The organism is Actinacidiphila acidipaludis, from assembly GCF_019890725.1.
GTDB lineage: Bacteria > Actinomycetota > Actinomycetes > Streptomycetales > Streptomycetaceae > Actinacidiphila > Actinacidiphila acidipaludis.
Map to the genome: position 1 here is coordinate 187,591 of NZ_JAINZZ010000002.1, position 22,306 is coordinate 209,896.

Sequence of the window (22,306 nt, forward strand, 5' to 3'; positions counted from 1 at the left end):
CCTTTCCGGGGGTTCGCCGCCCGGCGCGTGTGACCTGCGGCGCGAGGCCGGCGGCCGGCGCCGGTCACACGTACGGGCGGCTCGTTCTTTGAACTCCGCGTCGCCGCGTGGCTACTGTCTGCTGCCGTGGCTTCCCATCGACGCTCCCCGCAGCCGGGCCTGGCCGCCCGTACCACCCGTGTGACCGTCCTGTCGGCGGCGGCCGCGGCCACCGCCGCGCTCTCCGGCGCCGCCGCGCAGTTCGCCGCGGCCGACCCCGGGGGCGCCGGCGACTCCGCCTCCCGCGTCGACGATCTGTACCAGCAGGCGGAGCAGGCCACCGAGGCGTACGACGCGGCGCAGGAGCGTACGCAGCGGCTGCGCGCGGAACTCGGCACCCTGCAGGACCGGGCGGCTCGCGGCCAGCAGCGGGTCAACGAACTCCGCGACGAACTCGGCGTGGTGGCCGCGTCCCAGTACCGCGACGGCGGCATCGACCCCTCGCTGGACCTGCTGCTGTCCGACGACCCCGCGAGCTATCTGGACCGCCTCAGCACGCTCGACCGGCTCGGCGGGCAGCAGGCCGGGGAGCTGCGGCAACTCCAGTCCGCCGAACGCGTGCTGCACCAGCAGCGGGATCAGGCCGCGGGCAAGCTCACGGAGTTGGACCGGGCCGGCGCGGCGCTGCGGCGGCACAAGCACGAGGTGCAGCACGCGCTGGCGTCCGCGCAGCGGCTGCTGGCGGGACTCCCCGCGGCGCAGCGCGCACGGCTGCTGCCGGGCGGCGACCAGCGGGCCTCCCGCGACCGGGTCCTGCCGGACATCCCCGACCTGCCGGCGCCGACCGGGCGGGCGGCCCTCGCGGTGGCCGCGGCGCGCAGGGTGCTGGGCGCGCCCTACGTGTGGGGGGCGACCGGGCCCAACGCCTTCGACTGCTCGGGGCTGATGCTGTACGCCTACCGGCAGGCGGGGGTGGAGCTGCCGCGGACGTCGCAGGAGCAGATGAACGCGGGGCCGCACGTTCCGCTGGACCAGGCGAGGCCTGGTGACCTGGTCATCTACCGCGGTGACGCGAGCCATGTGGCCATGTACGTGGGCGGGGGCATGGTGATCCACGCGCCCTATCCGGGGGCGCGGGTGCGGTACGACCCGGTCGACATGATGCCCGTCACCGCGGTGACGCGGCCCTGAGGGGGGTACGCCTCCCGCTGGGGTTCCCCGCCCCTCCTGCGGCTCGCCCTGCGCGGGCTGCGGTTCGCCCTGTTCGGACGGACGGTCACCACCTGAGGCGCGAGGTCGCCCAGGCTTCGCCCGGGAGGTGCCCGCAGCGCGAGCGGCCACGACGCGTGCCGCACTCCGCCGGCCGCTCCGAAGGGGCTGTTCGGTCCGCTCCGGACCACCGGCCGGTGGCCGGTTGCTCGCGCAGTTGCCCACGCCCCTGATGGTTGCCCTCTGGCCGAACAGGGCCAGCCGTTCGCAGCTCCGCCAGGCGGGCGGGTGATGGTTGCCCTCTTTCCGAAGAGAGGGAGCCATCGCCTGGGCAGGGCGGACCCCGGGGCCGGGGAGGGCGGACGCCGTGGAGGGGCGGGGCCTTACGATCGGGGCCATGGCCGCGGTGACCCCCTCACGTCGCAAGGCCGCCGCCCAGGCCCCCGCGGCGGTCCTCGCCGCGCTGCTCACCGCCCTCGCCCTACTGGCGACCCTCGCGGGCTGCGACACCCGCACGAACCCCACCCCCGCCCCGACCGACGCCGCGCTGCGCCACCTGTTCGACCAGCACGCCGCCGCCGTCCTGCACCGCGACCGCACCGCCTTCCTCGCCGGGATCGATCCGCGGGCCGGGCGGTTCCGCGCCCGTCAGCAGCAGGTCTTCACCAACCTCGCGCACGTCCCGCTGGCGGCCTGGTCGTACACGGTGGTGCGCACCGGCGCCTTCCCGCTGCCGCCCGCGGCTGACGGCGCCCGGCAGGCCGCCGTCCAGGTCCGGCTGGACTACCGGCTCGCGGGCTACGACACCCGGCCGGTGTCGGCCACCTCGTACCTGACCCTGACCCGGCGGGGCGGCCACTGGTACCTCGCGGACGACGGTGACGGCACGGCGAGCGGTCACCGCAGCGACGTCCAGCTGTGGGACCAGAGCCCGGTGACGGTGGTGCGCGGCGCGCGCAGCATCGTGCTGGGGCTCGCCCCGGACAAGGCCCTGCGGGGGTACGCCGCCGACGCGGACGACGCGGTGCCCGAGGTGACCCGGGCGTGGGGGAGCGACTGGCCCCGCAAGGTCGTCGTCGAGGCGCCGGCCACGCTGGCCCAGATGGCCTCGCTGCTGGGGGTCGGCGCCACCGCGTACGCCGGCATCGCGGCCGTCACGACGGGCGAGCCGGGTGTGAACGCGGCCCCCGCGGACCGGGTGGTCGTCAACCCGGAGGCGTTCGGCCTGCTCTCCGACTTCGGCCGCCAGGTGGTCTTCACGCACGAGACCACACACGTCGCGACCCGGCGGTCCACCGACGGCCACACCCCGCTGTGGCTGTCCGAGGGCACCGCGGACTGGGTGGCCTACCGCGACTCGGGCCGCACCGCCCCCGAGATCGCGCCCGAACTCGCCGGTGACGTCCGGGCGGGACGCGTGCCCGCCGCGCTGCCGTCCGACACCGACTTCCGCGCCGGGTCGGCCCGGCTGGCCCAGGCGTACGAGGGCAGCTGGCTGGCCTGCCGGATGATCGCCGACCAGTGGTCGCCGCAGACCCTGACCGCCTTCTACCGGGCGGTGGCCCGGGGCGGCACCCTGGACGCGCACCTGCGCGGTGCGCTGGGGCTGTCCACGGCCGAGTTCACCGCGCGCTGGCAGGCGTACGTCCGGAAGGAGCTGGCGTGAGCACGCAGGACGGAGCGGCGGCGGGGGAGAGCGCCGCCGGGGAGCCCCTCACCGCCGACGGGTTCACGGCGGAGGAGACGGCCCGCGGGCGGGACCTGTTCCGCCGGGTGTGGCCGTTGGCGGTGGGCGCCTCGGCCGCGTCCCTGGCGCTGTCCCTGGCGCTCGGACTGACCTCGGCCGGCGCCGGGCTCGTCGGCGCGTTCGGTCACGCGTGGGCGCCACGGGTCGCGGGCGCCGCCGTGACGCTGGTGCTGCTGCCGACGCTGCTCGGCCTGCCCTTCGCCGCGCGGGGACGGGTCGAACGGGCCCGGTTCGGGCTGGTGACCCAGGGCTGGGGCGGCTGGGCCGTCGACCGCCTGCGCGGGCTGCTGATCTCCGTGCCGCTGGCGTTCGGCGCGCTCTTCGCCCTGTACGGCCTCGCGGGCGTCACGCGCTGGTGGTGGGCGTGGGCGGCGCTCGGCGCGGCCGCGCTGACGGTCCTGCTCTCGTTCCTGGCGCCGCTGGTGTTCGAGCCGCTCTTCAACCGGTTCACGCCGATGGAGGCCGGGCCGCTGCGAGACGCGCTGCTGGCGCTGGCGGCCCGCGACGGCGTCACCGTCCGGGACGTGCTGGTGGCCGACGCCTCGCGCCGGACCACCGCGCTGAACGCGTACGTGTCCGGGCTGGGCCGCACCCGGCGGATCGTCGCCTACGACACCCTGCTGGCGACCGCCGACCCGCGCGAGGTGGAGCTGGTCGTCGCGCACGAGCTGGGCCACGTGGTGCACCGCGACGTGCTGCGCGGCACCGTGCTCGGCGCGGCCGGCGCCGCGGCGGGGGTCTGTGTGCTCGCCGCGGTGGTGTCCTGGCAGCCGCTGCTGGACGCGGCGGGCGTCGCGCGCTTCGCGGACCCGCGGTCGGCGTGGCTGCTCGCGGCCGTCGCCGGGGTGGGCGGGGCGCTGTCCGGCCCGGTGGGCCGGGCGCTGAGCCGGCGCATCGAACGCCGGGCGGACGTCCACGCGCTGGACCTGACCGCGGCGCCCGCGGAGTTCGTCGCCATGCAGCGCCGGCTGACCGTGGCCAATGTCGGGCACCCGTCCCCGCCGAGGCTGCTGCACCTGCTGCTGTCCACGCACCCCGCGCCCGCCGAGCGCATCCGGCTGGCCCGTACCTGGCGGCCCCGCGGCGGCTGACCGCCCGGCCGCGGCCCGGTGCCCGAACGCCGTGCCCGGCAGGGTGCGGTGACCGGCGTTCAGCGCCGGGTGAGCACCGACAGGCGGCCCAGGCCGGCCGGCGCCGTCCCCAGCGCGTCCGGATCCGGCACGGTGGCCGCCCACAGCCGCCGGCAGGCCAGCACCGACGCGGCCACCAGCAGGCCGTTGCGGCTGCCGAGCATCAGCAGCCCCCAGACGTCACTCTTCGTCACATGGTCGAAGAAGAGCGGGAACTCCAGGGTGGTGACGAGCGTCGCCGCCAGGGTGAGGTGCACCGGGAGCCGCATCACGCTGCCCCGCGCGGCCGCGCACACCGCCCCCGCCCCCACCAGCCACACCATGTACTGCGGGCTGATGACCCGGCTGGTGGTGGTGAAGACCAGCAGCGCGGTGAACGCGGCGTCGTACGGTGTGGCCGCGGTGAACCGCCGGGCCCGCAGCCGCCACCACGCCAGCCAGCACATGCCGATCACGCTCAGCCCCAGAGCCGCGGCGCTGACCAGGTGCACGTGCCGCCCGAGGAACTCCGTCGAGCCGTAGTGCATCTCCGCCTTGCCGTGCCAGCCGGCGTGACGCGCGACGTGGAAGACCAGGGCTCCCAGCGACTCCACCTCGGTGCCGCGGTCGCGCTGGAAGGTGAGGAAGGACATCGAGTTGCGCGTCAGGGCGGCGAACAGCGCGGTCAGCACCGCGATCGTGCCGGCCGCGGCCGTCCATGAGCGGCGCATGCGGCGCCGGTCCGGCGCGCCGATGAGCATCAGCAGCGGCCAGACCTTGAGCATCGCCCCGAACCCCGCGAGGGCCCCGGCGAGCGCGGGCCGGCGCCGGAACACCAGCAGCGCCAGGACCGCGACGGCGGTCACCATCACGTCGTAGCGGGCGTAGACGATCGGGCCGAGCAGAGCCACCCCCGCCACCCACACCCAGACCCCGGCCAGCCGCCCCGAGCGCCGGGCGTCGCGCAGCAGCGCCGCCAGCACCACCGCGTCGGCCAGCAGGGCCAGGACGAAGAAGGCCGCCGCGTAGCCGAGGAACGGCAGGGCGCCGGGGGCGACCAGCACCAGCGCCGCGCCGGGAGGGTACTGCCAGGTCACGTCGTGCGCCGGGAAGGCGCCGTGGCGCAGCACCGGGTACCACCCGCGGTAGATGTCGGCCACGTCGTGCACCACCACCTGGCCCGGGAAGCGGACCACCTGGAACACGAAGAGAAGCAGGGCGGCGCGGCTGACGGCCCAGACGACGACGGCACCGCGGGGACCGCCGATACGGGTGTTGGTCACGGTATGCATCATGCGTGCCGCCGCCTCCGCACCCCTGTACGGACGCGGTCCCGCACGTCCGCCCGGGTGAACGCCGGGGACGCGGCCGCGGACCGGCCCCCGCGGGGGCCGTCGCCCGGCGGCGTGGGCGCGGGGGCGGACGGATAGACTCCGACGTCCGGCCGGCGCGGGCCACCAGCGCCGGCAGCCCTGCGCACCGGCCACAGAGGGACACCTGGCGTGGACAAGACCCTGATCGTCACCAACGACTTCCCGCCCCGCCCCGGCGGCATCCAGTCCTTCGTGCACAGCATGGCCCTGCGGCTGGACCCGGGGCAGGTGGTCGTCTACGCCTCCACGTGGAAGGACGGCACGGAGGTCGCGCGGTTCGACGCCGAGCAGCCGTTCCCGGTGGTGCGCGACCGCACCCGGATGCTGCTGCCCACCCCGCGGGTGACCCGGACCGCCGCTGGGCTGCTGCGCGAACACGGCTGCACCTCGGTGTGGTTCGGGGCCGCCGCGCCCCTCGGGCTGATGGCGCCGGCGCTGCGCAGGGCCGGCGCGCGGCGGCTGGTCGGCACCACGCACGGCCACGAGGCCGGCTGGGCCCAACTGCCGGGCAGCCGCGGGCTGCTGCGCAGGATCGGCGAGGGCACCGACAGCCTCACCTATCTGGGCGAGTACACCCGCTCCCGGATCGCCGCCGCGCTGACCGAGCAGGCGGCGGGCCGCATGGTCCAACTCCCGCCCGGCGTCGACGAGAAGACCTTCCATCCGGGTTCGGGCGGCGCTGCGGTCCGGGCCCGGCTGGGGCTGGCCGACCGGCCGGTCGTGGTGTGCGTGTCGCGGCTGGTGCGGCGCAAGGGCCAGGACACGCTGATCCTGGCGCTGCCGCGGATCCTGCGGGAGTTCCCCGACGCCGCGCTGCTGATCGTCGGCGACGGGCCGTACCGCGGCGAACTGGAGACGCTCGCCGAGCGCACCGGGGTCGCCGGGTCCGTCGTCTTCACCGGGGCCGTGCCGTGGGCCGAACTGCCCGCGCACTTCGGGGCCGGCGACGTGTTCGCGATGCCCTGCCGCACCCGGCGCGGCGGCCTGGACGTCGAGGGACTCGGCATCGTCTACCTGGAGGCGTCGGCGACCGGGCTGCCCGTCGTGGCGGGCGACTCCGGCGGGGCGCCGGACGCGGTCCTCGACGGCGAGACCGGCTGGGTGGTGCCCGGCGGCTCCCCCGAGCAGGCCGCCGAGCGCGTCCTGACCCTGCTGCGCGACCCCGAGCTGCGCCGCGCCATGGGCGAGCGGGGCCGCGACTGGGTGGAACGCGCCTGGCGCTGGGACCTGCTGGCCACCCGGCTGAAGTCGCTGCTCTGACCTCCGGGCACCCCGCGGGGGGCCCTGGGCGCGAGCCCGGGGCAGGGGCCCGCGGCACGAGGCGCCGGGCCTGCGTTCCGGACCACCCGGGGTCCCGAACCCCGCGCCGGGCCCGAACCCCGCGCCGGGCCCTCTACGCGCGGTAGAGCGACTCGATGTCGTCGGCGAAGTCACGCAGGACCACGTTCCGCTTCAGCTTCAGCGACGGCGTCAGATGCCCCGATTCCTCGGTGAGCTGCGTCGCCAGTATGCGGAACCTGCGGACCGACTCCGCCTTCGAGACCGCCGCGTTGCCCTCGTCCACCGCGCGCTGCACAGCGGCCAGCAGGTCCGGGTCGGCGGCCAGTTCGGCGACCGTGCGGCCGCTCTTGCCGTGCTGCTCGGCCCAGCGCGGCAGGAACTCCTCGTCGAGCGTGATGAGCGCGCCGACGAAGGGCCGGCCGTCGCCGACGACCATGCACTCGGCGACCAGCGCCTCCGCCCGGATGCGGTCCTCGATCACCGCGGGCGCGACGTTCTTGCCGCCCGCCGTCACGATGATCTCCTTCTTGCGGCCGGTGATGGCCAGATAGCCGTCCTGGTCCAGCGAGCCGAGGTCACCGGTGTGGAACCAGCCGTCGGCCATCGCCTCCGCGGTCGCCGCGTCGTTGTTCCAGTAGCCGGTGAACAGGTGCTCGCCGTAGAGCAGCACCTCGCCGTCGTCGGCGATCCGGACGGTGGAGCCGGGCAGCGGCTGGCCCACGGTGCCGATCTTGGTGCGGTCCCACGGGTTGAACGCGGTGGCCGCGCAGGACTCGGTGAGTCCGTAGCCCTCCAGGACGGTGAAGCCGATGCCGCGGTAGAAGTGGCCGAGGCGGTCGCCCAGCGGGGCGCCGCCGGAGATCGCGTGCGTGGCGCGGCCGCCGAGGACCGCCCGCAGCCGGCTGTACACCAGCCGGTCGAAGACCTTGTGAGTGAGTTTCAGCTTCAGCGACGGGCCGCCGGGGGCGTCGAGCGTCCGGCTGTAGGCGATCGCGGTCGCCGCCGCCTTGTCGAAGATCTTCCCCTTGCCGCCGGCCTGGGCGGTGGCGCGCGCGGTGTTGTAGACCTTCTCGAACACCCGGGGGACACCGAGGATCAGGGTGGGCCGGAAACCCTGCAGGTCGTCGGTGAGGTTCTTGATGTCGGGCACGTGGCCCAGCCGGATCGGCGCCATCATCGCCGCCACCTCCACCAGCCGTCCCAGGACGTGCGCCAGCGGCAGGAACAGCAGCACCGAGGAGTCCCCGGTCCTGAACAGCGGCGCGAGGCGCTCCACCACGTTGCCGCACTCCGCGAAGAAGCTTCGGTGGCTGAGCACGCAGCCCTTGGGGCGGCCGGTGGTGCCCGAGGTGTAGACGATCGTGGCGGGCGCGTCGGCGTTGGCCCAGGCGGCGCGGTCGGCGACCACCGCGTCCGAGACGTCCGTGCCCGAGGCGTTCAGCGCGTCCACCGCGCCGCCGTCGATCCGCCACACGTGCTTGAGGTGCGGCAGCCGGACCCGCACCGACTCCACGACGGCCTCGTGCGCCGCGGACTCCACCACCACGGCGACGGCGCCGGAGTCGGCGAGGATCCACTCCACCTGGGAGGCGGACGAGGTCTCGTAGACCGGCACGGTGACCGCCCCGGCGCTCCAGACGGCGAAGTCCAGCAGCGTCCACTCGTACCGGGTCCGTGACATCAGGGCGACCCGGTCACCGGGCTGCACGCCCGAGGCGATCAGGCCCTTGGCCGCGGCCCGGACCTCGGCGAGGAAGGCGGCGGCGGTGACGTCCTGCCAGTGCCCGGCGGCGTCCTTGCGGCCGAGCACCGGGACGTCGGGATGCTGCGTGGCATTGCGGTGGATCAGATCCGTCAGGTTTCCGTCCGCGGGGACCTCGTACAGGGCCGGAAGGCTGAACTCACGCAAGGCAGCTGCTCCTCATCGGTGCCACGGCGCACCCGGAGGGAAGTAGGACGGCCTGGACGTTACCCATGGGTAAAGCTCCGGCGATAGGGGGGCCGGTGCAGATGTTTTCAGCATCACACACCGGCGGAAGTCCGGGCGGGCGGGCTCGGCGCGCCGCTTGCGGAAGGGTAGACCAGGGCGCCCCCAGGCCGGGGATGACCCCCCATAAGGTGCCCGCTATAGGGTGACGGTATGCGGGTGCATGTGGTGAGCGACGTCCACGGCGCGGCCGAGGCACTGGCCCGGGCCGGAGACGGCGCCGACGCCCTGGTCTGCCTCGGCGACCTGGTGCTCTTCCTCGACTACGCGGATCACTCCCGCGGCATCTTCCCCGACCTGTTCGGCGTGGCCAACGCCGACCGCATGGTCGAACTGCGCACCGCGCGGAGGTTCGACGACGCCCGCGCCCTCGACCGGGAGCTGTGGGCCGGCATCGACCGGCGCGCCGCCATCGAGACCGCGGTGCGCAAGCAGTACGCCGAGCTCTTCGCGGCCTTTCCCACGCCCACGTACGCCACCTACGGCAATGTCGACATTCCGTCGCTGTGGACGGAGTACGCCGGCGAGGGGACCACCGTGCTCGACGGCGCCACCGCGGAGATCGGCGGCCGGGTCTTCGGCTTCGTCGGCGGCGGCCTGCGCACCCCGATGCGCACGCCTTTCGAGATCGACGAGGAGGACTACGCCGCCAAGGTCGCCGCGCTCGGCCCGGTCGACGTGCTGTGCTCGCACATCCCGCCGGCGATCCCCGAGCTCTGCTACGACACCACGGCGCGCCGGTTCGAACGCGGCAGCCAGGCGCTGCTCGACGCCGTCCGGACGATCCAGCCGAAGTACGCGCTCTTCGGGCACGTCCACCAGCCGCTGGTGCGCCGCACCAGGATCGGCCGGACGGAGTGTGTCAACGTCGGCCACTTCAACCACACCCGCACCCCCTGGGCGCTGGAATGGTGACACCGCCTCCGCCGCGGTGACAGCCGCCACACCTGGGCGCGGTAGCCTGCACCTGCAGCCAGCAGCACGGTTCAGGAGGCCACGGCCATGGCGGAACACACGAGGTCCAGCATCACCATCGAAGCGGCCCCGGCCGCCGTCATGGGCGTCATCGCCGACTTCGGCCGCTACCCGGAGTGGACCGGCGAGGTGAAGGAGGCCGAGGTGCTGGCCACCGACCCGGCCGGCCGCGCGGAGCAGGTCCGGCTGCTGCTCGACGCCGGCGCGATCAAGGACGACCACACCCTGGCGTACACCTGGGTCGGTGACAACGAGGTGCAGTGGTCGCTGGTGAAGTCGCAGATGCTGCGCACCCTCGACGGCTCGTACGCGCTGGTCCCGCTGGACGGCGGCGTCCGCACCCAGGTCACCTACCAGCTCACCGTCGACGTCAAGATCCCCATGCTCGGGATGATCAAGCGCAAGGCGGAGAAGGTCATCATCGACCGGGCGCTGGCCGGGCTGAAGAAGCGGGTGGAGACCCCGCTGCCCCAGCAGGACGCCGGTGCCGCCGGCGAACCGGCCTGACCGCGTGACCGCGCTGACCGGCGTCCGCACCCTGCTCGTCACCGGTGCGGGCGGTGCCGGCCGGACCTGCGTCGCCGCGGCGACCGCGGCCGCCGCCGCACGCGCCGGCACCCACACCCTGCTGCTGACCGCCGCCAGCGGCGCCGTGCTCGACCCGCTGCTCCCGCCGGCCGGGCAGGAGACCGCGGGCACCACCGCCACCGGGCTGCCGCAGCCGTACTCCGTGGACGGCGTCGACGGCCTGTACGTGGCCAGGACCGACCCGGCGGCGGCCTACCGCGCCGGGGCGCTGGACCTGCAGGACCGCATCGGCAGCCTGCTGGGCATGCTGGGCGCCGCGCCGCTCGACCCCGAGGAGCTGACCGAACTGCCGGGCGCGGGCGCCCTGGCCGTGCTGCGGGCGCTGCGTGAGGCGCGCGGCCCGCAGGCCGCCTGGGACCTCGTCGTGGTGGATCTGCCGCCGGCGGCCGAGGCGGTCCGGCTGCTCGCCCTGCCCGAGCAACTCCGGCGCTACCTGCGGCGGTTGCTGCCGGCCGACCGGCAGGCGGCCCGCGCGCTGCGGCCGGTGCTGGCCCAGCTCGCCGGGGTGCCGATGCCCGCGGAGTGGGCGTTCGAGGCGGCCGCCCGCGCGGACGCCGAACTGGGCGCGGTCCAGACCGTGATCGACGACCCGGCCACGGCGGCCGCTGTCGTCGTGGCGCCCGACGCGACGGCGGAGGCCGTCCTGCGGAGCGCGCGGACCGGTCTCGCGCTGTTCGGCCACCGGCTGGCCGGGGTGGTCGCCAACCGCGTCCTGCCGACCGGCTCGGCCGACCCGTTCCTGGCCGGCCTGTCCGGTCACCAGCAGGACGTGCTGAAGCTGATCGCCGACCAGTGCGCGACCGACGGCGTCCCGCTGTACGAGCGCGCGCACCTGGGACGGCCGCCCCAGGGCGTCGAGGAGGGCCTCGCGGTGCCGGTGGACGTCCCCGGACCGCAGGCCCCGGCGCCGCACCGGCCGCCCGAGCCGTGGACGGTGGAGGACCGGCTCGGCGCCGACGGCCACTTCCTGTGGTCGCTGCCGCTGCCCGGCGCGGGCCGCGAGGGCCTGGACCTGGTCCGCCGCGGGGACGAACTGGTCGTCGACGCGGGCGGGTTCCGGCGGATCGTGCCGCTGCCGTCCGCGCTGCGCCGCTGCGCGGTGGCCGGCGCCGCCCTGCGCGACGGCGCCCTGTCCGTGCGGTTCACCCCCGACCCCGACCTCTGGCCGCGGTAGCGCACCGCGTCCCAGTCGCCGCGTTCCCGGCGTCCTCAGCTTCCCGGCGGTCTCGGCGTTCGCGGCGGTCTCGGCGTCCGCAGCTTCCCGGCTTCGTCTTCCCCGGCTTCGTCGGCGTGCTGAGCCCGCTCCGCGGCCGCGTCCTCGCCGCCGGGCCGGCGGGTACGCCCGCGAAAGCAGGTACCGTCGGTGGGGGGCCCTCGGTCCCCGAGGGAGAACCGTCGCGGGTGTTTGGAGCCGATCATGAGCGAAGCCACGGACCGTCCCGACGCCGACGCGTGGGCGAAGGCCAGCGCGGAGGACATCGCGGCCGAGCACGCCCGGCGGCGCGCGCAGGCCGGGGAGGCCCCGGGCAGCGCGGCCGACGAGCTGCGCCGGCTCGCCGAGGCGGTCGGCGAGGCCGTCACCGACCGGCTGGCCGCGCTGAACAACCCCGCGGTGCAGATGGCCGCCCAGTCCGTGGCGTCCCAGGTGCGTTCCGTTGTCGAACCCATCGTGGACCGCAACCCCGATGTCTTCGAGCACCTGGCGAGCGCCGGAGCCGAACTTCTGGCGGCCTACCGGTCCGCGGTCGCCTCCGCGGAAGCCCGCTGGACGTCCGGCGACCGCTCCTCGCGTTCAACCGCTGAACACATCGACCTCGACTGACCTCCCCTCCGGTACGGTTCTCTTAGCGGGGAACGACCGAAAACTGAGGGACACATGGGACTCACCATCGGCGTCGACATCGGCGGCACCAAGATCGCGGCTGGAGTGGTCGACGAGGAAGGGTCGATTCTCGAGACGGTCAAGGTGCCGACTCCGTCGACTCCCGAAGGCGTCGTGGACGCGATCGTCGAGGCGGTTCGCCAGGTCAGCACGGGTCACCAGATCGAAGCGGTCGGCATCGGCGCGGCGGGTTACGTCGACGACAAGCGCGCCACGGTTCTCTTCGCGCCGAACATCAACTGGCGGCACGAGGCACTCAAGGACAAGGTCGAGCAGCGGGTCGAGCTCCCTGTGGTGGTGGAGAACGACGCCAACGCGGCGGCGTGGGGCGAGTACCGTTTCGGCGCCGGACAGGGTCATTCCGATGTGATCTGCATCACACTCGGTACGGGTCTGGGCGGCGGCATCATCATCGGCAACAAGCTCCGCCGCGGACGGTTCGGCGTCGCCGCCGAGTTCGGCCACATCCGCGTGGTGCCCGACGGCCTGCTCTGCGGCTGCGGCAGCCAGGGCTGCTGGGAGCAGTACGCCTCCGGCCGCGCGCTGGTCCGCTACGCCCGGCAGCGCGCCCACGCCACCCCGGAGAACGCGGAGGTGCTGCTCGGCCTCGGCGACGGCACCCCCGACGGCATCGAGGGCCGGCACGTCAGCGCGGCCGCCCGGCAGGGCGACAAGGTCGCGATCGACTCCTTCCGCGAGCTGGCCCGCTGGGCCGGCGCCGGACTGGCCGACCTCGCCTCGCTCTTCGACCCGTCGGCGTTCATCGTCGGCGGCGGCGTCTCGGACGAGGGCGAACTGGTCCTCGACCCGATCCGCAAGTCGTTCCGGCGGTGGCTGATCGGCGGCGAGTGGCGCCCGCACGCCCAGGTGCTGGCGGCGCAGCTCGGCGGCAAGGCCGGTCTCGTCGGAGCGGCCGACCTGGCGCGCCAGGGCTGACGGGCCGCACCGGCGGACGACCGCACCGCCGGACAACCGAAGATCCGAAGAAGCGAGCAACCGAAGCAGCCGAAGAGCCGGCGGGCCCGCCGGCCTTCGCCCCGGGCCGGGTCCGGCCCGGGCGGACCAGCGACGAGGGAAAGGCGCAGCGCACCGTGGAGGATCTGCCGGGTTCTGCCAGCGAGTCGGAGGGCTCGGCGGTCGTCCGCGTGCTCAGCTACAACATCCGCTCCCTGCGGGACGACAGGGCGGCGCTGGCCCGGGTGATCCGCGCCTGCGCCCCCGACCTCGTGCTGATCCAGGAGGCTCCGCGGTTCTTCCGGTGGCAGAAGGCTGCGGTGCGCCTGGCCGAAGCCACCGGGCTGGTCTATGTGACCGGGGGTGCGACGACCACCGGGCCGATGATCCTGGCGGGCCTGCGGGCCCACGTCGAACGCACCGAGGACAGCCTGATGCCGCGCACGCCGGGCCTGCACCGGCGCGGCTTCGCCACCGCCGTGCTCCGGATCGGCGGGGCACGGCTGGCCGCGGTGAGCACCCATCTCAGCCTCAGCCCGGCCGAGCGCTACGACCAGGCGAAGCTGGTCCTGGACCGGGTGCGCGCGATGGGCGAGCCGCACGTGGTCCTCGGCGGCGACTTCAACGAGCCGCCGGACCGCCCCGGCTTCGGCCGGATCGCGGCGGTCCTGCGGGACGCCCACGCGGTGAAACCGTGGGGCGGCGAGGTCACCAACACCCGGCCGCCGTTCCAGCGCATCGACGCGATCTTCACGACGCCGTCGATCGAGGTGCTGGGCTGCGGGGTGCCCCAGGGCCTGCCGGGCGTCAGCGACGCCGACCTGCACGCCGCGACCGACCACCTCCCGGTGCTCGCCGCACTCCGCGTCCCCGCTGCGGACGCCTCGGCCTGACCGTCCCCCGACCCGGCCCCTGACAGACCGGACCGGCTCCGGCCTGACCCCGGCCCGGCCCGTTCCGCCCCGGCCCGCCTCGACCGGCCGGGCTCAGACGACCGCGCCGCCGCCCGGATCGTCGTCGTCCTCGTCCCCGGTGCGCATTCGCGCGACCAGCGTGGCGAAGCCGCCGAGGAAGCCGCCGACGCCGACGAGGATGGCCCACCACGTCATCTCGAGCTGGAAGAGCACGAACGCCAGCAGCAGCAGCGGGCCGCCGATCACCGCGATCCAGGCGAACTTGGTCGTGACGTCGGCCTCGGGCAGCGGCGGCGGCTCGGGCGGGACGAAGTGGTCGTCCTCGTCGTCCTCCGCCAGCTCGTAGTTGCGCGGGCCGGAGATCACGGGATGGACGACGACGCTGCGGGCCGGCGGCGGAGGCGGCTTGGGGGCCGGCGTCTCGTCCGCCACATTCTCCGCCTCCGGCCACACGGGCGCGGCGCCGGGCTCCGGCTCCGCGTCGAAACCGGCGACCAGCGCGGCCCAGGCCGCTTCCTCGTCGAGCGGAGCGGCGCCCTCGTCCTCGCGGTCAGCCACCTGCCCTGCCTTCCTCGACCGCCGCCGGGGCGGACAGGCGCTGGATGAACTCGTGGGACTCGGAGAAGATCCGGTCGGCGTCGTGGTCGAGCGTGGCCACGTGGTAGCTGCGCTCCAGCACCCGCTCGGTGACGTCGGTGGACGACACCCGGGCCAGCACCACCGCCGAGTTGGACGGGTGCACCACGTGGTCGACCCGGCTGTGCAGGAGCAGCAGCGGCTGGGTGACCTGCGGCAGCCCGGCCTGCACGATCTTCCAGAAGCGGCTGAGCGAGTGGACCGCGTGCAGCGGGGTGCGGTCGTAGCCGACCTCGGCGGCGCCCTCCAGAGCGATGTCGCTGGCGATGCCCGCCACCGACGGCACCACGTGCCGCAGCACCGGGACCGCCTTGAGCTGCATGCTGTCCGCCTTCACCGACGGGTTCACCAGCACCACGCCGCTGATCGCCGCGCCGTGCTTCTCCGCCAGCCGCAGCGCCAGCCCGCCGCCCATCGACATGCCGCAGACGAACACCCGGGCGCAGCGCTCGGAGAGCACCCGCAGCTCCCGGTCCACCTCGGCGTACCAGTCCTGCCACCCGGTCACCTGCAGGTCCTGCCAGCGGGTGCCGTGTCCGGGCAGCAGCGGCAGTGAGACGGTCAGCCCGCGTGCGGCCAGGTACTCGCCCCAGGGCCGCAGCGACTGCGGCGTACCGGTGAAGCCGTGGCAGAGCAGGACGCCGGTGTCGCCGCCTTCGTGGCGGTACGGTTCGGCTCCGGGCATGAGCGGCACCGTGGTTCTCCTGTTCGCGGGCGCGGATCCGGGTACACGCAAGTACGGAGCTTCAGCGTACGCGGGACCCGTACCAAGCGGTAAGCCCCATCCGACGTGCGCGCTCATCCGGGCCCGCCGCGGGCCGGAAGTGCGCGCCCGTGGCGTTAAGGTCTTTGCGTCGGAAACAGGAGGCAGGGTTGTTCTACGGCGCGATGAAGATCGTCCTCGGCCACCCGATCAAGGCGGCGTTCCGCCCCTGGGTCGAGGGCCTGGAGCACATTCCCGAGGAGGGCCCGGCCATCCTCGCGAGCAACCATCTGTCCTTCTCCGACTCCTTCTTCCTGCCCGCGGTGCTCGACCGCCAGGTCACCTTCATCGCCAAGGCCGAGTACTTCACCTCGCCCGGGATCAAGGGCAAGCTGACCGCGGCGTTCTTCAAGGGCGTCGGACAGCTCCCGGTGGACCGTTCGGGGGCGCGCGGCGCGGGCGAGGCGGCCATCAAGAGCGGCCTGGCGGTGCTGGAGCGCGGCGAGTTGTTCGGCATCTACCCCGAGGGCACCCGTTCGCCGGACGGCCGGCTCTACCGCGGCAAGCCCGGCGGGCTGGCCCGGGTGGCGCTGGCGTCCGGGGCGCCGGTCATCCCGGTGGCGATGATCGACACCGAGAAGGTGCAGCCGGTCGGCAAGGTGATGCCGAAGTTCTCCATCCGCCCGGGCATCCGGATCGGCAAGCCGCTGGACTTCAGCCGCTACCACGGCATGGAGCACGACCGGTTCATCCTGCGGTCGGTCACCGACGAGGTGATGTACGAGATCATGCGGCTGTCCGGGCAGGAGTACGTCGACATCTACGCCACCGCCGCCAAGCGGCAGATCGCCGAGGCGGCCAAGCGGGCCGCGGAGCCGTCGGGATCCTGACGGCGCGGCCGGCCGCCGGCCGGCGCCCAGGGGGAGGGGGAGGACCGCATGCCCGTGCGGATGTCGGTGGAGCAGCCGCTGTGGCGTGCCCTGCTCGCGTACCGGGTGCTGACCGCCGGTTACGCGGTCGCCCTGTACGTCCACGCCTACGGCGCCCTGCGCCACCCGCTGCCGGCCGGCGTCTACATCGCCGTGCTCGCCGGGTGGACGGCGGCCACGGCCGGGCGGGTCAGCAACGCCGAGCGGTGCACCCGCGCCTTCCTGGCCCTCGACCTGACCGTCGCGGTCACCGGCATCCTGCTGACCGGCTATGTGGACACGGCCGCGCGGATCGACTCCGGCGCGTTCACGCTGCCGTCGATATGGACGGCGGGCTCGGTGCTGGCGTTCGCGGTCAAGGGCGGCTGGCGGTGGGCGGCCGCCGCGTCCACCCTGGTGGCCGCCGCCGACCTGATCGAGCGCGGCAGCCCCGGCCGCGACACCGTCCACAACGTCATCCTGGTGTGGGTGGCCAGCATCGCCATCGGCTACGTCGTCGAGGTGGCCCGAGCCAGTGAGCGGACCCTGGCGCGGGCCCTGCAGATCGAGGCGGCCACCCGGGAGCGCGAGCGGCTGGCCCGCGACATCCACGACGGCGTGCTCCAGGTGCTGGCGATGGTCCAGCGCCGCGGCGACCAGGCCGGGGGAGAGGCCGCGGAGCTCGGCCGGCTCGCCGGGGAGCAGGAGGCCGCGCTGCGCACCCTGATCAGCGCGACGCCGCCCGGCCCGCGCGGCGCGGACGGCGACGCCGGCGGCCCGGCGGGCCCCTACGACCTGCGGGCCCTGCTGGCGCGGTACGCCTCCGCGCGGGTGACCGTGTCCGCGCCCGGCACCCCGGTGCTGCTCCCGCCGCACGCCGCCGCGGAGCTGGCCGCGGCCGTGGGCGCCGCGCTGGACAATGTGGGGCGGCACGCCGGCGAGCAGGCGCACGCCTGGATCCTGGTCGAGGACGAGCCGGACGCCGTGCTGGTCTCGGTCCGCGACGACGGGCCCGGCATCGCCGAGGGCCGGCTGGCGGCCGCCGAGGACGAGGGCCGGCTCGGCGTCGCCCAGTCCATCCGCGGCCGGCTGCGGGACCTCGGCGGCGACGCCGACCTGGTGTCCGTCCCCGGTCAGGGCACCGAGGTGGAGCTGCGGCTGCCGCGCCGGGCCGCGGAGCGGCCGCCCGCGGTTGTGACGGGTGGCGCGGGAGAATCGGGGCAGGCACTCACGGACGCCGACGGAAGAGGCATGCGATGACGGTCGGCACGGCCGGCAGCACCGGGCACGAGAAGCCCGTGACGGTGATGGTCGTCGACGACCATCCGATGTGGCGGGACGCGGTCGCCCGCGACCTGGCCGAGGCCGGGTTCGAGGTGGTCGCCAGCGCGGGCGACGGCCCGGAGGCGGTCCGGCGGGCCCGTGCGGCCCGCCCCCAGGTGCTGGTGCTCGACCTCAACCTGCCGGGCGCGTCCGGGGTGCAGGTGTGCAAGGACGTGGTCGCGCACGACCCGGCGGTCCGGGTGCTGGTGCTGTCGGCCAGCGGCGAGCACGCCGACGTACTGGAAGCGGTCAAATCCGGGGCGACCGGTTATCTGCTGAAGTCCGCGGCCCGCGCCGAGCTCGTGGACGCCGTGCGGCGCACCTCGGTCGGCGACCCGGTGTTCACGCCGGGCCTGGCCGGGCTGGTGCTGGGCGAGTACCGCAGGCTCGCGACCGTGCCGCCGGCGTCGGCCGCGCCGGACGAGGCGGCCGCCCCCCGGCTGACCGACCGGGAGACCGAGGTGCTGCGGCTGGTCGCCAAGGGGCTGAGCTACAAGCAGATCGCGCACCGCCTGGTCATCTCGCACCGCACCGTGCAGAACCACGTGCAGAACACCCTCGGCAAGCTCCAGTTGCACAACCGTGTGGAGCTTGTCCGATACGCGATCGAGCGCGGTCTGGACGGTGACGACGACGCCCGCACGGGCGGCGACATGTGACCCAAGTCACGCTAGCTTGGCGGAGGTTGCACATTCCGGCACAGCTGGCTTGTGACGAAGGGAAGAGTCCATGCGGGTCGGAGTCCTGACCGGCGGCGGAGACTGCCCCGGCCTCAACGCGGTCATCCGCGGCATCGTCCGTAAAGGCGTCCAGGAGTACGGGTTCGACTTCACCGGCTTCCGCGACGGCTGGCGCGGTCCCCTCGAAGGGGACACCGTGCGTCTCGACATCCCGGCCGTCCGCGGCATCCTGCCGCGCGGCGGCACCATCCTCGGCTCCTCGCGCACCAACCCCCTCAAGACCGAGGGCGGCGTCGACCGCGTCAAGCGGAACCTGGCGGAGAACGAGGTCGACGCCCTCGTCGTGATCGGCGGCGAGGACACCCTCGGGGTGGCCGCCGAACTGTCCGCGCACCACGGCGTGCCGTGCGTGGGCGTGCCCAAGACCATCGACAACGACCTGTCGGCCACCGACTACACCTTCGGCTTCGACACCGCGGTCAACATCGCCACCGAGGCCATCGACCGCCTGCACACCACCGCCGAGTCCCACATGCGGGTCCTGGTGGTCGAGGTGATGGGCCGGCACGCCGGCTGGATAGCCCTGCACTCCGGCCTGGCCGGCGGCGCCAACGTCATCCTCATCCCCGAGCAGCGCTTCGACCTCGACCAGGTGTGCGCCTGGGTGGAGAGCAGGTTCAAGATCCGCTACGCGCCGATCGTCGTCGTCGCGGAGGGCGCGATGCCCCTCGACGGGGACCTGGTGCTCAAGGACGGCACGCTGGACTCGTTCGGCCATGTGCGGCTGTCCGGGATCGGCGAGTGGCTGGCCAAGCAGATCGAGAAGCGCACCGGCAAGGAGGCGCGGACCACGGTGCTCGGGCACGTCCAGCGCGGCGGCACCCCCAGCGCCTTCGACCGCTGGCTCGCCACCCGCTTCGGGCTGCACGCCATCGAGGCGGTCCGCGACGGCGACTTCGGGACCATGGTCGCGCTGCGCGGCACCGACATCGTGCGGGTGCCGATCGGCGACGCCACCGCCCGGATCAAGACCGTCGACCCCGCCCTCTACCAGGAGGCGGGGGTCTTCTTCGGGTAGCCGCGGACGGCCTCCCGCGACGCCGGCCGGGCACTTCGGAGCGTGCCGGAAAACGCCTTGCCGCCCCCTTGACCCACTCCGCTTGCCGTAGCTGATCCCCGCGACCTATCCTCCCTCCACCCGATCCGGTGGCCCGCAGGCCCGGCGGCTTCGTTCCCCCTTTCGCCATCCCCTTTTTGAGCACATGAGGAGCGCCCGTATGACGGGTGTTGTGGGAGGACACCGCGTGCGTGTCCTGGCCGTCGCCGGCGGCACCGCGTCCGGCAAGTCCACGCTGGCCGACGCCCTGGTGCGTCACCACCCCGAGACCGTGGCCCTGGTCCGGCTCGACGACTTCTACGTCCCCGCGCACGATCCGCTGCGCGGGGTGCGGACGCTGTCGGCGACCGGCGCCGAGATCCTCGACTGGAACCATCCCGGCTCGATCGACCAGACGGCGGTCGCCGACGCCATCGACCGCGCCGTCGCGTCGCCCGGCCGGCACCGGCTGGTCGTCGTCGAGGGCCTGTTCGCCCTGACCCTGCCCGTGGTCACCGCCCGCGCCACCTGGCGGGTCTACGTCGACACCCCCGACGACATCCGGCTGGCCCGCAAGATCCTGCGCAAGATCGAGGTGCAGCGGCAGGACCCGGCCCTGTCGCTGCGCAACTACCTGATGACCGGCCGGGAGCGGCACGCCGCCCACGTCGCGCCCTCCCGCGCGGTCGCCGACCTCGTGGTCGACGGCACCGCCGACGAGTACGCGATGATCACCGCGATCACCATGCTGATCGGGCCGGTGCTGGCCGAGCCGGTCCGCGCGGAGCCCGTGCTGGACGCGAGCCAGTTCGGCGAGACCGCCTGAACCGCCGGGCGCCCGCCCGGCGGAACCGGGGCGCACGGCTTCCGTCCGCCCGGCGGGGGAGGACCGGTCGGCCCCCGCCGGGCAGCACGGCGCTCAGCCCACGGTGACCCCGGCCAGCACCTCGGCGACCAGCGCGGGCCCGTCCAGCGTCAGCACCGACTCCGGGTGGAACTGCACCCCCGCGAAGCCGGGACCGCGCATCGCATGGATGTCACCGGTCGCCGGGTCCCGGCTCAACTCGACCTGATGCATGGCCAGTTCGCTGGCCGTGGCCTCGTCGCAGCGGGCGGTGAAGGTGTTGTAGAAGCCGACGGTCTCCGGGCGGCCGAAGAAGTCGATGCGCTCCTGGGCGCCCTGCGCCGGGTTCGCCTTGCGGGCCAGGTCCAGGCCCAGCTCGGCGGCGATCAGCTCGTGGCCCAGGCACACTCCCAGCAGCCCGTGCCGGTGCCCGGCCACCAGCTCCGCGGCCAGTCCGCGCAGCAGCCGCATCTTCGGGTCGGCGGTGTCGGCCGGGTCGCCCGGGCCGGGCCCCAGCACCACCGGCCCCCGGTGGGCGAGCGCGGCCTCCCGCAGCCCGGGATCGTCGAACCGCCGGACCGTCACCGCGAGTCCGCAGGAGCGCAGCAGGTGGGCGAGCATCGCAGTGAAGGTGTCCTCGCCGTCCACCACCAGGGCGTGCCCCGAGAGCACCGCGTCCCCGGCCGCCACCGGACCGGTCCGCATGCGCAGCCAGAACGGCGCCAGGTGCGCCCGGCGGGCGTCCAGCGCCGCCCGCACCCGGATGTCGTCGGCGAGCCGGGGCCGCGGCTCCCGGGCGGCCGCGGCCGGCGCCGGGACCACGCCCAGCGCGGTGAGCACCCCGGCGGCCTTGGCGTGCGTCTCGGCGACCTCCGCCCGCGGGTCGGAGTGCCGCACCAGCGTCGCGCCCACCGGCACGCGCAGTCCGCCGTCCGGCGCGATGTCGGCGGTGCGGATGAGGATCGGCGAGTCCAGGGTCTGCGCGCCGCCCGCGTCCCGGCCGATCAGTGCCAGCGCGCCCGCGTAGTAGCCGCGGCCGGCGCCGTCCGGACCCGCCGGCTCGTAGCGCTCGATGACCCGGCAGGCGTTCTGCACCGGCGAGCCGGTGACCGTCGCCGCGAACATCGTCTCCCGCAGCACGTCCCGCACGTCCATCGTGGACCGGCCGCGCAGCTCGTACTCGGTGTGCGCGAGGTGCGCCATCTCCTTCAGCCGCGGGCCGACCACCACGCCCCCGAGGTCGCCGACGGTGCACATCATCTTCAGCTCCTCGTCGACGACCATCGTCAGCTCCTCCACCTCCTTCGGGTCGTGCAGGAAGGCCAGCAGGCCCTCGGCGGACGGACCCTGTGCCGGGTAGCGGTAGGTGCCGCTGATCGGGTTCATCACGACCGTCCCGCCGGACATCCGCACGTGCACCTCGGGGCTCGCGCCGACCAGGGTGCGCTGCGGGGTGTGCACCACGTACGTCCAGTAGGCGCCGCGCTCGCCGCGCAGCAGCCGGCCGAACAGCGCGAGCGCGGCCCGCGGACCGTAGCCGGGGACCGCGCCGCGGAAGGTGCGGCGGATGACGAAGTTGGCGCCCTCGCCGCGGCCGATCTCGTCCTCGACGACGCGCTCGACGATTCCGGCGTAGGTGTCGTCGTCCACGTCGAAGGCGCCGCCCTCGACCCGCACCTCGTCGTCCGGCAGCGCGGCCGCCAGGTCGTCCAGCGGCAGCTCGTACGCCTCCTCGGGCAGCAGGACGGCCAGCGGGGTGCCGTCGTCCCGGACGTCGAAGCGGCGTTCGCGGATCTGCCGGAAGGGGACGAGCGCGAGGGCGTCCAGGGCCGGGCCGCCCGCGCCGGGGGCGCTGGCGGGCAGCGGGATGCCGGACAGCGTGCCGGCCGTCATCACCGGCCCGAGCAGCACCTCCACCACCCCCTCGGGGCGGCCGGGGGTCCTGCGGTGCAGCAGGGCGAACGGCGGGCAGCCGTCCGTGGTCAGGCGGTTCACGAGCTGGGCCGGGGTGACAGACACGTCGGTGGTCCTTCCGGTGGTCCCGTGGACGGAAGGGGCGGCCGGGCCCGGGAAACGCCGAAGGCCGCCCCTGAGGGGCGGCCTTCGCGAGTGCGGTCG

At 74.7% G+C, this 22,306-nt stretch carries 20 protein-coding genes; 15 read left to right on the forward strand and 5 right to left on the reverse strand.

Going from position 1 to position 22,306, the window contains the following annotated elements; genetic code table 11:
• The first annotated feature begins 126 nt into the window (after positions 1-126).
• The 3 genes from K7862_RS02580 to K7862_RS02590 all read left to right on the forward strand — a co-directional run bounded on the left by K7862_RS02580 (position 127) and on the right by K7862_RS02590 (position 4,026).
• Positions 127-1,170 carry a C40 family peptidase gene (locus tag K7862_RS02580; protein ID WP_222960028.1) on the forward strand — a complete coding sequence of 348 codons (1,044 nt, stop codon included), beginning with the start codon at positions 127-129 and terminating at the stop codon, positions 1,168-1,170.
• Positions 1,171-1,585: 415 nt separating this feature from the next.
• On the forward strand, positions 1,586-2,854 hold the full coding sequence (locus tag K7862_RS02585; RefSeq protein WP_222960029.1) for a hypothetical protein: 1,269 nt from the start codon (positions 1,586-1,588) through the stop codon (positions 2,852-2,854).
• Positions 2,851-4,026, forward strand: a complete 1,176-nt coding sequence (locus tag K7862_RS02590; RefSeq protein WP_222960030.1) for a M48 family metalloprotease — start codon at positions 2,851-2,853, stop codon at positions 4,024-4,026. The genes K7862_RS02585 and K7862_RS02590 overlap by 4 nt, the downstream gene beginning before the upstream one ends.
• A 59-nt stretch (positions 4,027-4,085) precedes the next feature.
• Here the strand turns inward: K7862_RS02590 and K7862_RS02595 are convergent, their stop codons facing one another.
• Positions 4,086-5,336, reverse strand: coding sequence for a glycosyltransferase 87 family protein (locus K7862_RS02595; RefSeq protein WP_222960367.1), 1,251 nt, complete (start codon positions 5,334-5,336; stop codon positions 4,086-4,088).
• A 210-nt stretch (positions 5,337-5,546) separates the two neighbouring features.
• Here K7862_RS02595 and K7862_RS02600 point away from each other — a divergent pair, with 210 nt between their 5' ends.
• Positions 5,547-6,677, forward strand: coding sequence for a glycosyltransferase family 4 protein (locus tag K7862_RS02600; protein ID WP_222960031.1), 1,131 nt, complete (start codon positions 5,547-5,549; stop codon positions 6,675-6,677).
• Between the two features lie 133 nt (positions 6,678-6,810).
• Here the strand turns inward: K7862_RS02600 and K7862_RS02605 are convergent, their stop codons facing one another.
• A complete protein-coding gene (locus K7862_RS02605; protein ID WP_222960032.1) occupies positions 6,811-8,607 on the reverse strand; it encodes an AMP-dependent synthetase/ligase in 1,797 nt (598 codons plus the stop codon).
• Between the two features lie 231 nt (positions 8,608-8,838).
• Between K7862_RS02605 and K7862_RS02610 the strand changes: the two genes are divergently transcribed.
• From K7862_RS02610 to K7862_RS02635, 6 genes are all read left to right on the forward strand, one after another.
• On the forward strand, positions 8,839-9,600 hold the full coding sequence (locus tag K7862_RS02610) for a metallophosphoesterase family protein (RefSeq protein ID WP_222960033.1): 762 nt from the start codon (positions 8,839-8,841) through the stop codon (positions 9,598-9,600).
• An 87-nt stretch (positions 9,601-9,687) separates the two neighbouring features.
• Positions 9,688-10,167 carry an SRPBCC family protein gene (locus tag K7862_RS02615; RefSeq protein ID WP_222960035.1) on the forward strand — a complete coding sequence of 160 codons (480 nt, stop codon included), beginning with the start codon at positions 9,688-9,690 and terminating at the stop codon, positions 10,165-10,167.
• A 4-nt stretch (positions 10,168-10,171) separates the two neighbouring features.
• Positions 10,172-11,422 carry an ArsA family ATPase gene (locus K7862_RS02620; protein WP_308011809.1) on the forward strand — a complete coding sequence of 417 codons (1,251 nt, stop codon included), beginning with the start codon at positions 10,172-10,174 and terminating at the stop codon, positions 11,420-11,422.
• Positions 11,423-11,665: 243 nt separating this feature from the next.
• Positions 11,666-12,070 (forward strand): DUF5304 family protein, encoded by a 405-nt coding sequence (locus K7862_RS02625; protein WP_222960037.1) that lies wholly within the window; start codon positions 11,666-11,668, stop codon positions 12,068-12,070.
• A gap of 54 nt (positions 12,071-12,124) precedes the next feature.
• Entirely contained in the window at positions 12,125-13,066 is a 942-nt protein-coding gene (locus K7862_RS02630; RefSeq protein ID WP_222960039.1) for an ROK family glucokinase, read from the forward strand.
• Between the two features lie 155 nt (positions 13,067-13,221).
• On the forward strand, positions 13,222-13,977 hold the full coding sequence (locus K7862_RS02635; RefSeq protein ID WP_222960041.1) for an endonuclease/exonuclease/phosphatase family protein: 756 nt from the start codon (positions 13,222-13,224) through the stop codon (positions 13,975-13,977).
• Positions 13,978-14,070: 93 nt separating this feature from the next.
• Here K7862_RS02635 and K7862_RS02640 read toward each other — a convergent pair whose 3' ends face one another.
• Together K7862_RS02640 and K7862_RS02645 are read right to left on the reverse strand one after the other, a co-directional pair.
• Entirely contained in the window at positions 14,071-14,556 is a 486-nt protein-coding gene (locus K7862_RS02640) for a hypothetical protein (protein ID WP_222960043.1), read from the reverse strand.
• Positions 14,549-15,328, reverse strand: a complete 780-nt coding sequence (locus tag K7862_RS02645; protein WP_222960045.1) for an alpha/beta hydrolase — start codon at positions 15,326-15,328, stop codon at positions 14,549-14,551. Before K7862_RS02645 ends, K7862_RS02640 begins: the two co-directional genes overlap by 8 nt.
• A 179-nt stretch (positions 15,329-15,507) precedes the next feature.
• Between K7862_RS02645 and K7862_RS02650 the strand changes: the two genes are divergently transcribed.
• From K7862_RS02650 to K7862_RS02670, 5 genes are all read left to right on the forward strand, one after another.
• Positions 15,508-16,227 (forward strand): lysophospholipid acyltransferase family protein, encoded by a 720-nt coding sequence (locus K7862_RS02650; RefSeq protein ID WP_222960048.1) that lies wholly within the window; start codon positions 15,508-15,510, stop codon positions 16,225-16,227.
• A 48-nt stretch (positions 16,228-16,275) separates the two neighbouring features.
• Positions 16,276-17,505: a MacS family sensor histidine kinase gene (gene macS / locus K7862_RS02655; RefSeq protein ID WP_372461484.1), complete on the forward strand. Its 1,230-nt coding sequence runs from the start codon at positions 16,276-16,278 to the stop codon at positions 17,503-17,505.
• Positions 17,502-18,227 carry a response regulator gene (locus K7862_RS02660; RefSeq protein WP_222960050.1) on the forward strand — a complete coding sequence of 242 codons (726 nt, stop codon included), beginning with the start codon at positions 17,502-17,504 and terminating at the stop codon, positions 18,225-18,227. The genes macS and K7862_RS02660 overlap by 4 nt, the downstream gene beginning before the upstream one ends.
• Positions 18,228-18,297: 70 nt before the next feature.
• On the forward strand, positions 18,298-19,326 hold the full coding sequence (locus tag K7862_RS02665; RefSeq protein WP_222960052.1) for a 6-phosphofructokinase: 1,029 nt from the start codon (positions 18,298-18,300) through the stop codon (positions 19,324-19,326).
• 199 nt (positions 19,327-19,525) lie between these two features.
• Entirely contained in the window at positions 19,526-20,170 is a 645-nt protein-coding gene (locus K7862_RS02670) for a uridine kinase family protein (RefSeq protein ID WP_222960054.1), read from the forward strand.
• Between the two features lie 93 nt (positions 20,171-20,263).
• Here K7862_RS02670 and K7862_RS02675 read toward each other — a convergent pair whose 3' ends face one another.
• Positions 20,264-22,207, reverse strand: a complete 1,944-nt coding sequence (locus K7862_RS02675; protein ID WP_222960056.1) for an anthranilate synthase family protein — start codon at positions 22,205-22,207, stop codon at positions 20,264-20,266.
• Positions 22,208-22,306 lie beyond the last annotated feature (99 nt).

Excerpts from the sequence above, each read along its gene's own strand:
- macS (WP_372461484.1), top strand. The coding sequence starts at position 16,276 with ATGCCCGTGCGGATGTCGGTGGAGCAGCCGCTGTGGCGTGCCCTGCTC.
- K7862_RS02615 (WP_222960035.1), top strand. The coding sequence starts at position 9,688 with ATGGCGGAACACACGAGGTCCAGCATCACCATCGAAGCGGCCCCGGCC.
- K7862_RS02630 (WP_222960039.1), top strand. The coding sequence starts at position 12,125 with ATGGGACTCACCATCGGCGTCGACATCGGCGGCACCAAGATCGCGGCT.
- K7862_RS02610 (WP_222960033.1), top strand. The coding sequence starts at position 8,839 with ATGCGGGTGCATGTGGTGAGCGACGTCCACGGCGCGGCCGAGGCACTG.
- K7862_RS02670 (WP_222960054.1), top strand. The coding sequence starts at position 19,526 with ATGACGGGTGTTGTGGGAGGACACCGCGTGCGTGTCCTGGCCGTCGCC.
- K7862_RS02585 (WP_222960029.1), top strand. The coding sequence starts at position 1,586 with ATGGCCGCGGTGACCCCCTCACGTCGCAAGGCCGCCGCCCAGGCCCCC.
- K7862_RS02660 (WP_222960050.1), top strand. The coding sequence starts at position 17,502 with ATGACGGTCGGCACGGCCGGCAGCACCGGGCACGAGAAGCCCGTGACG.
- K7862_RS02595 (WP_222960367.1), bottom strand. The coding sequence starts at position 5,336 with ATGCATACCGTGACCAACACCCGTATCGGCGGTCCCCGCGGTGCCGTC.
- K7862_RS02665 (WP_222960052.1), top strand. The coding sequence starts at position 18,298 with ATGCGGGTCGGAGTCCTGACCGGCGGCGGAGACTGCCCCGGCCTCAAC.
- K7862_RS02625 (WP_222960037.1), top strand. The coding sequence starts at position 11,666 with ATGAGCGAAGCCACGGACCGTCCCGACGCCGACGCGTGGGCGAAGGCC.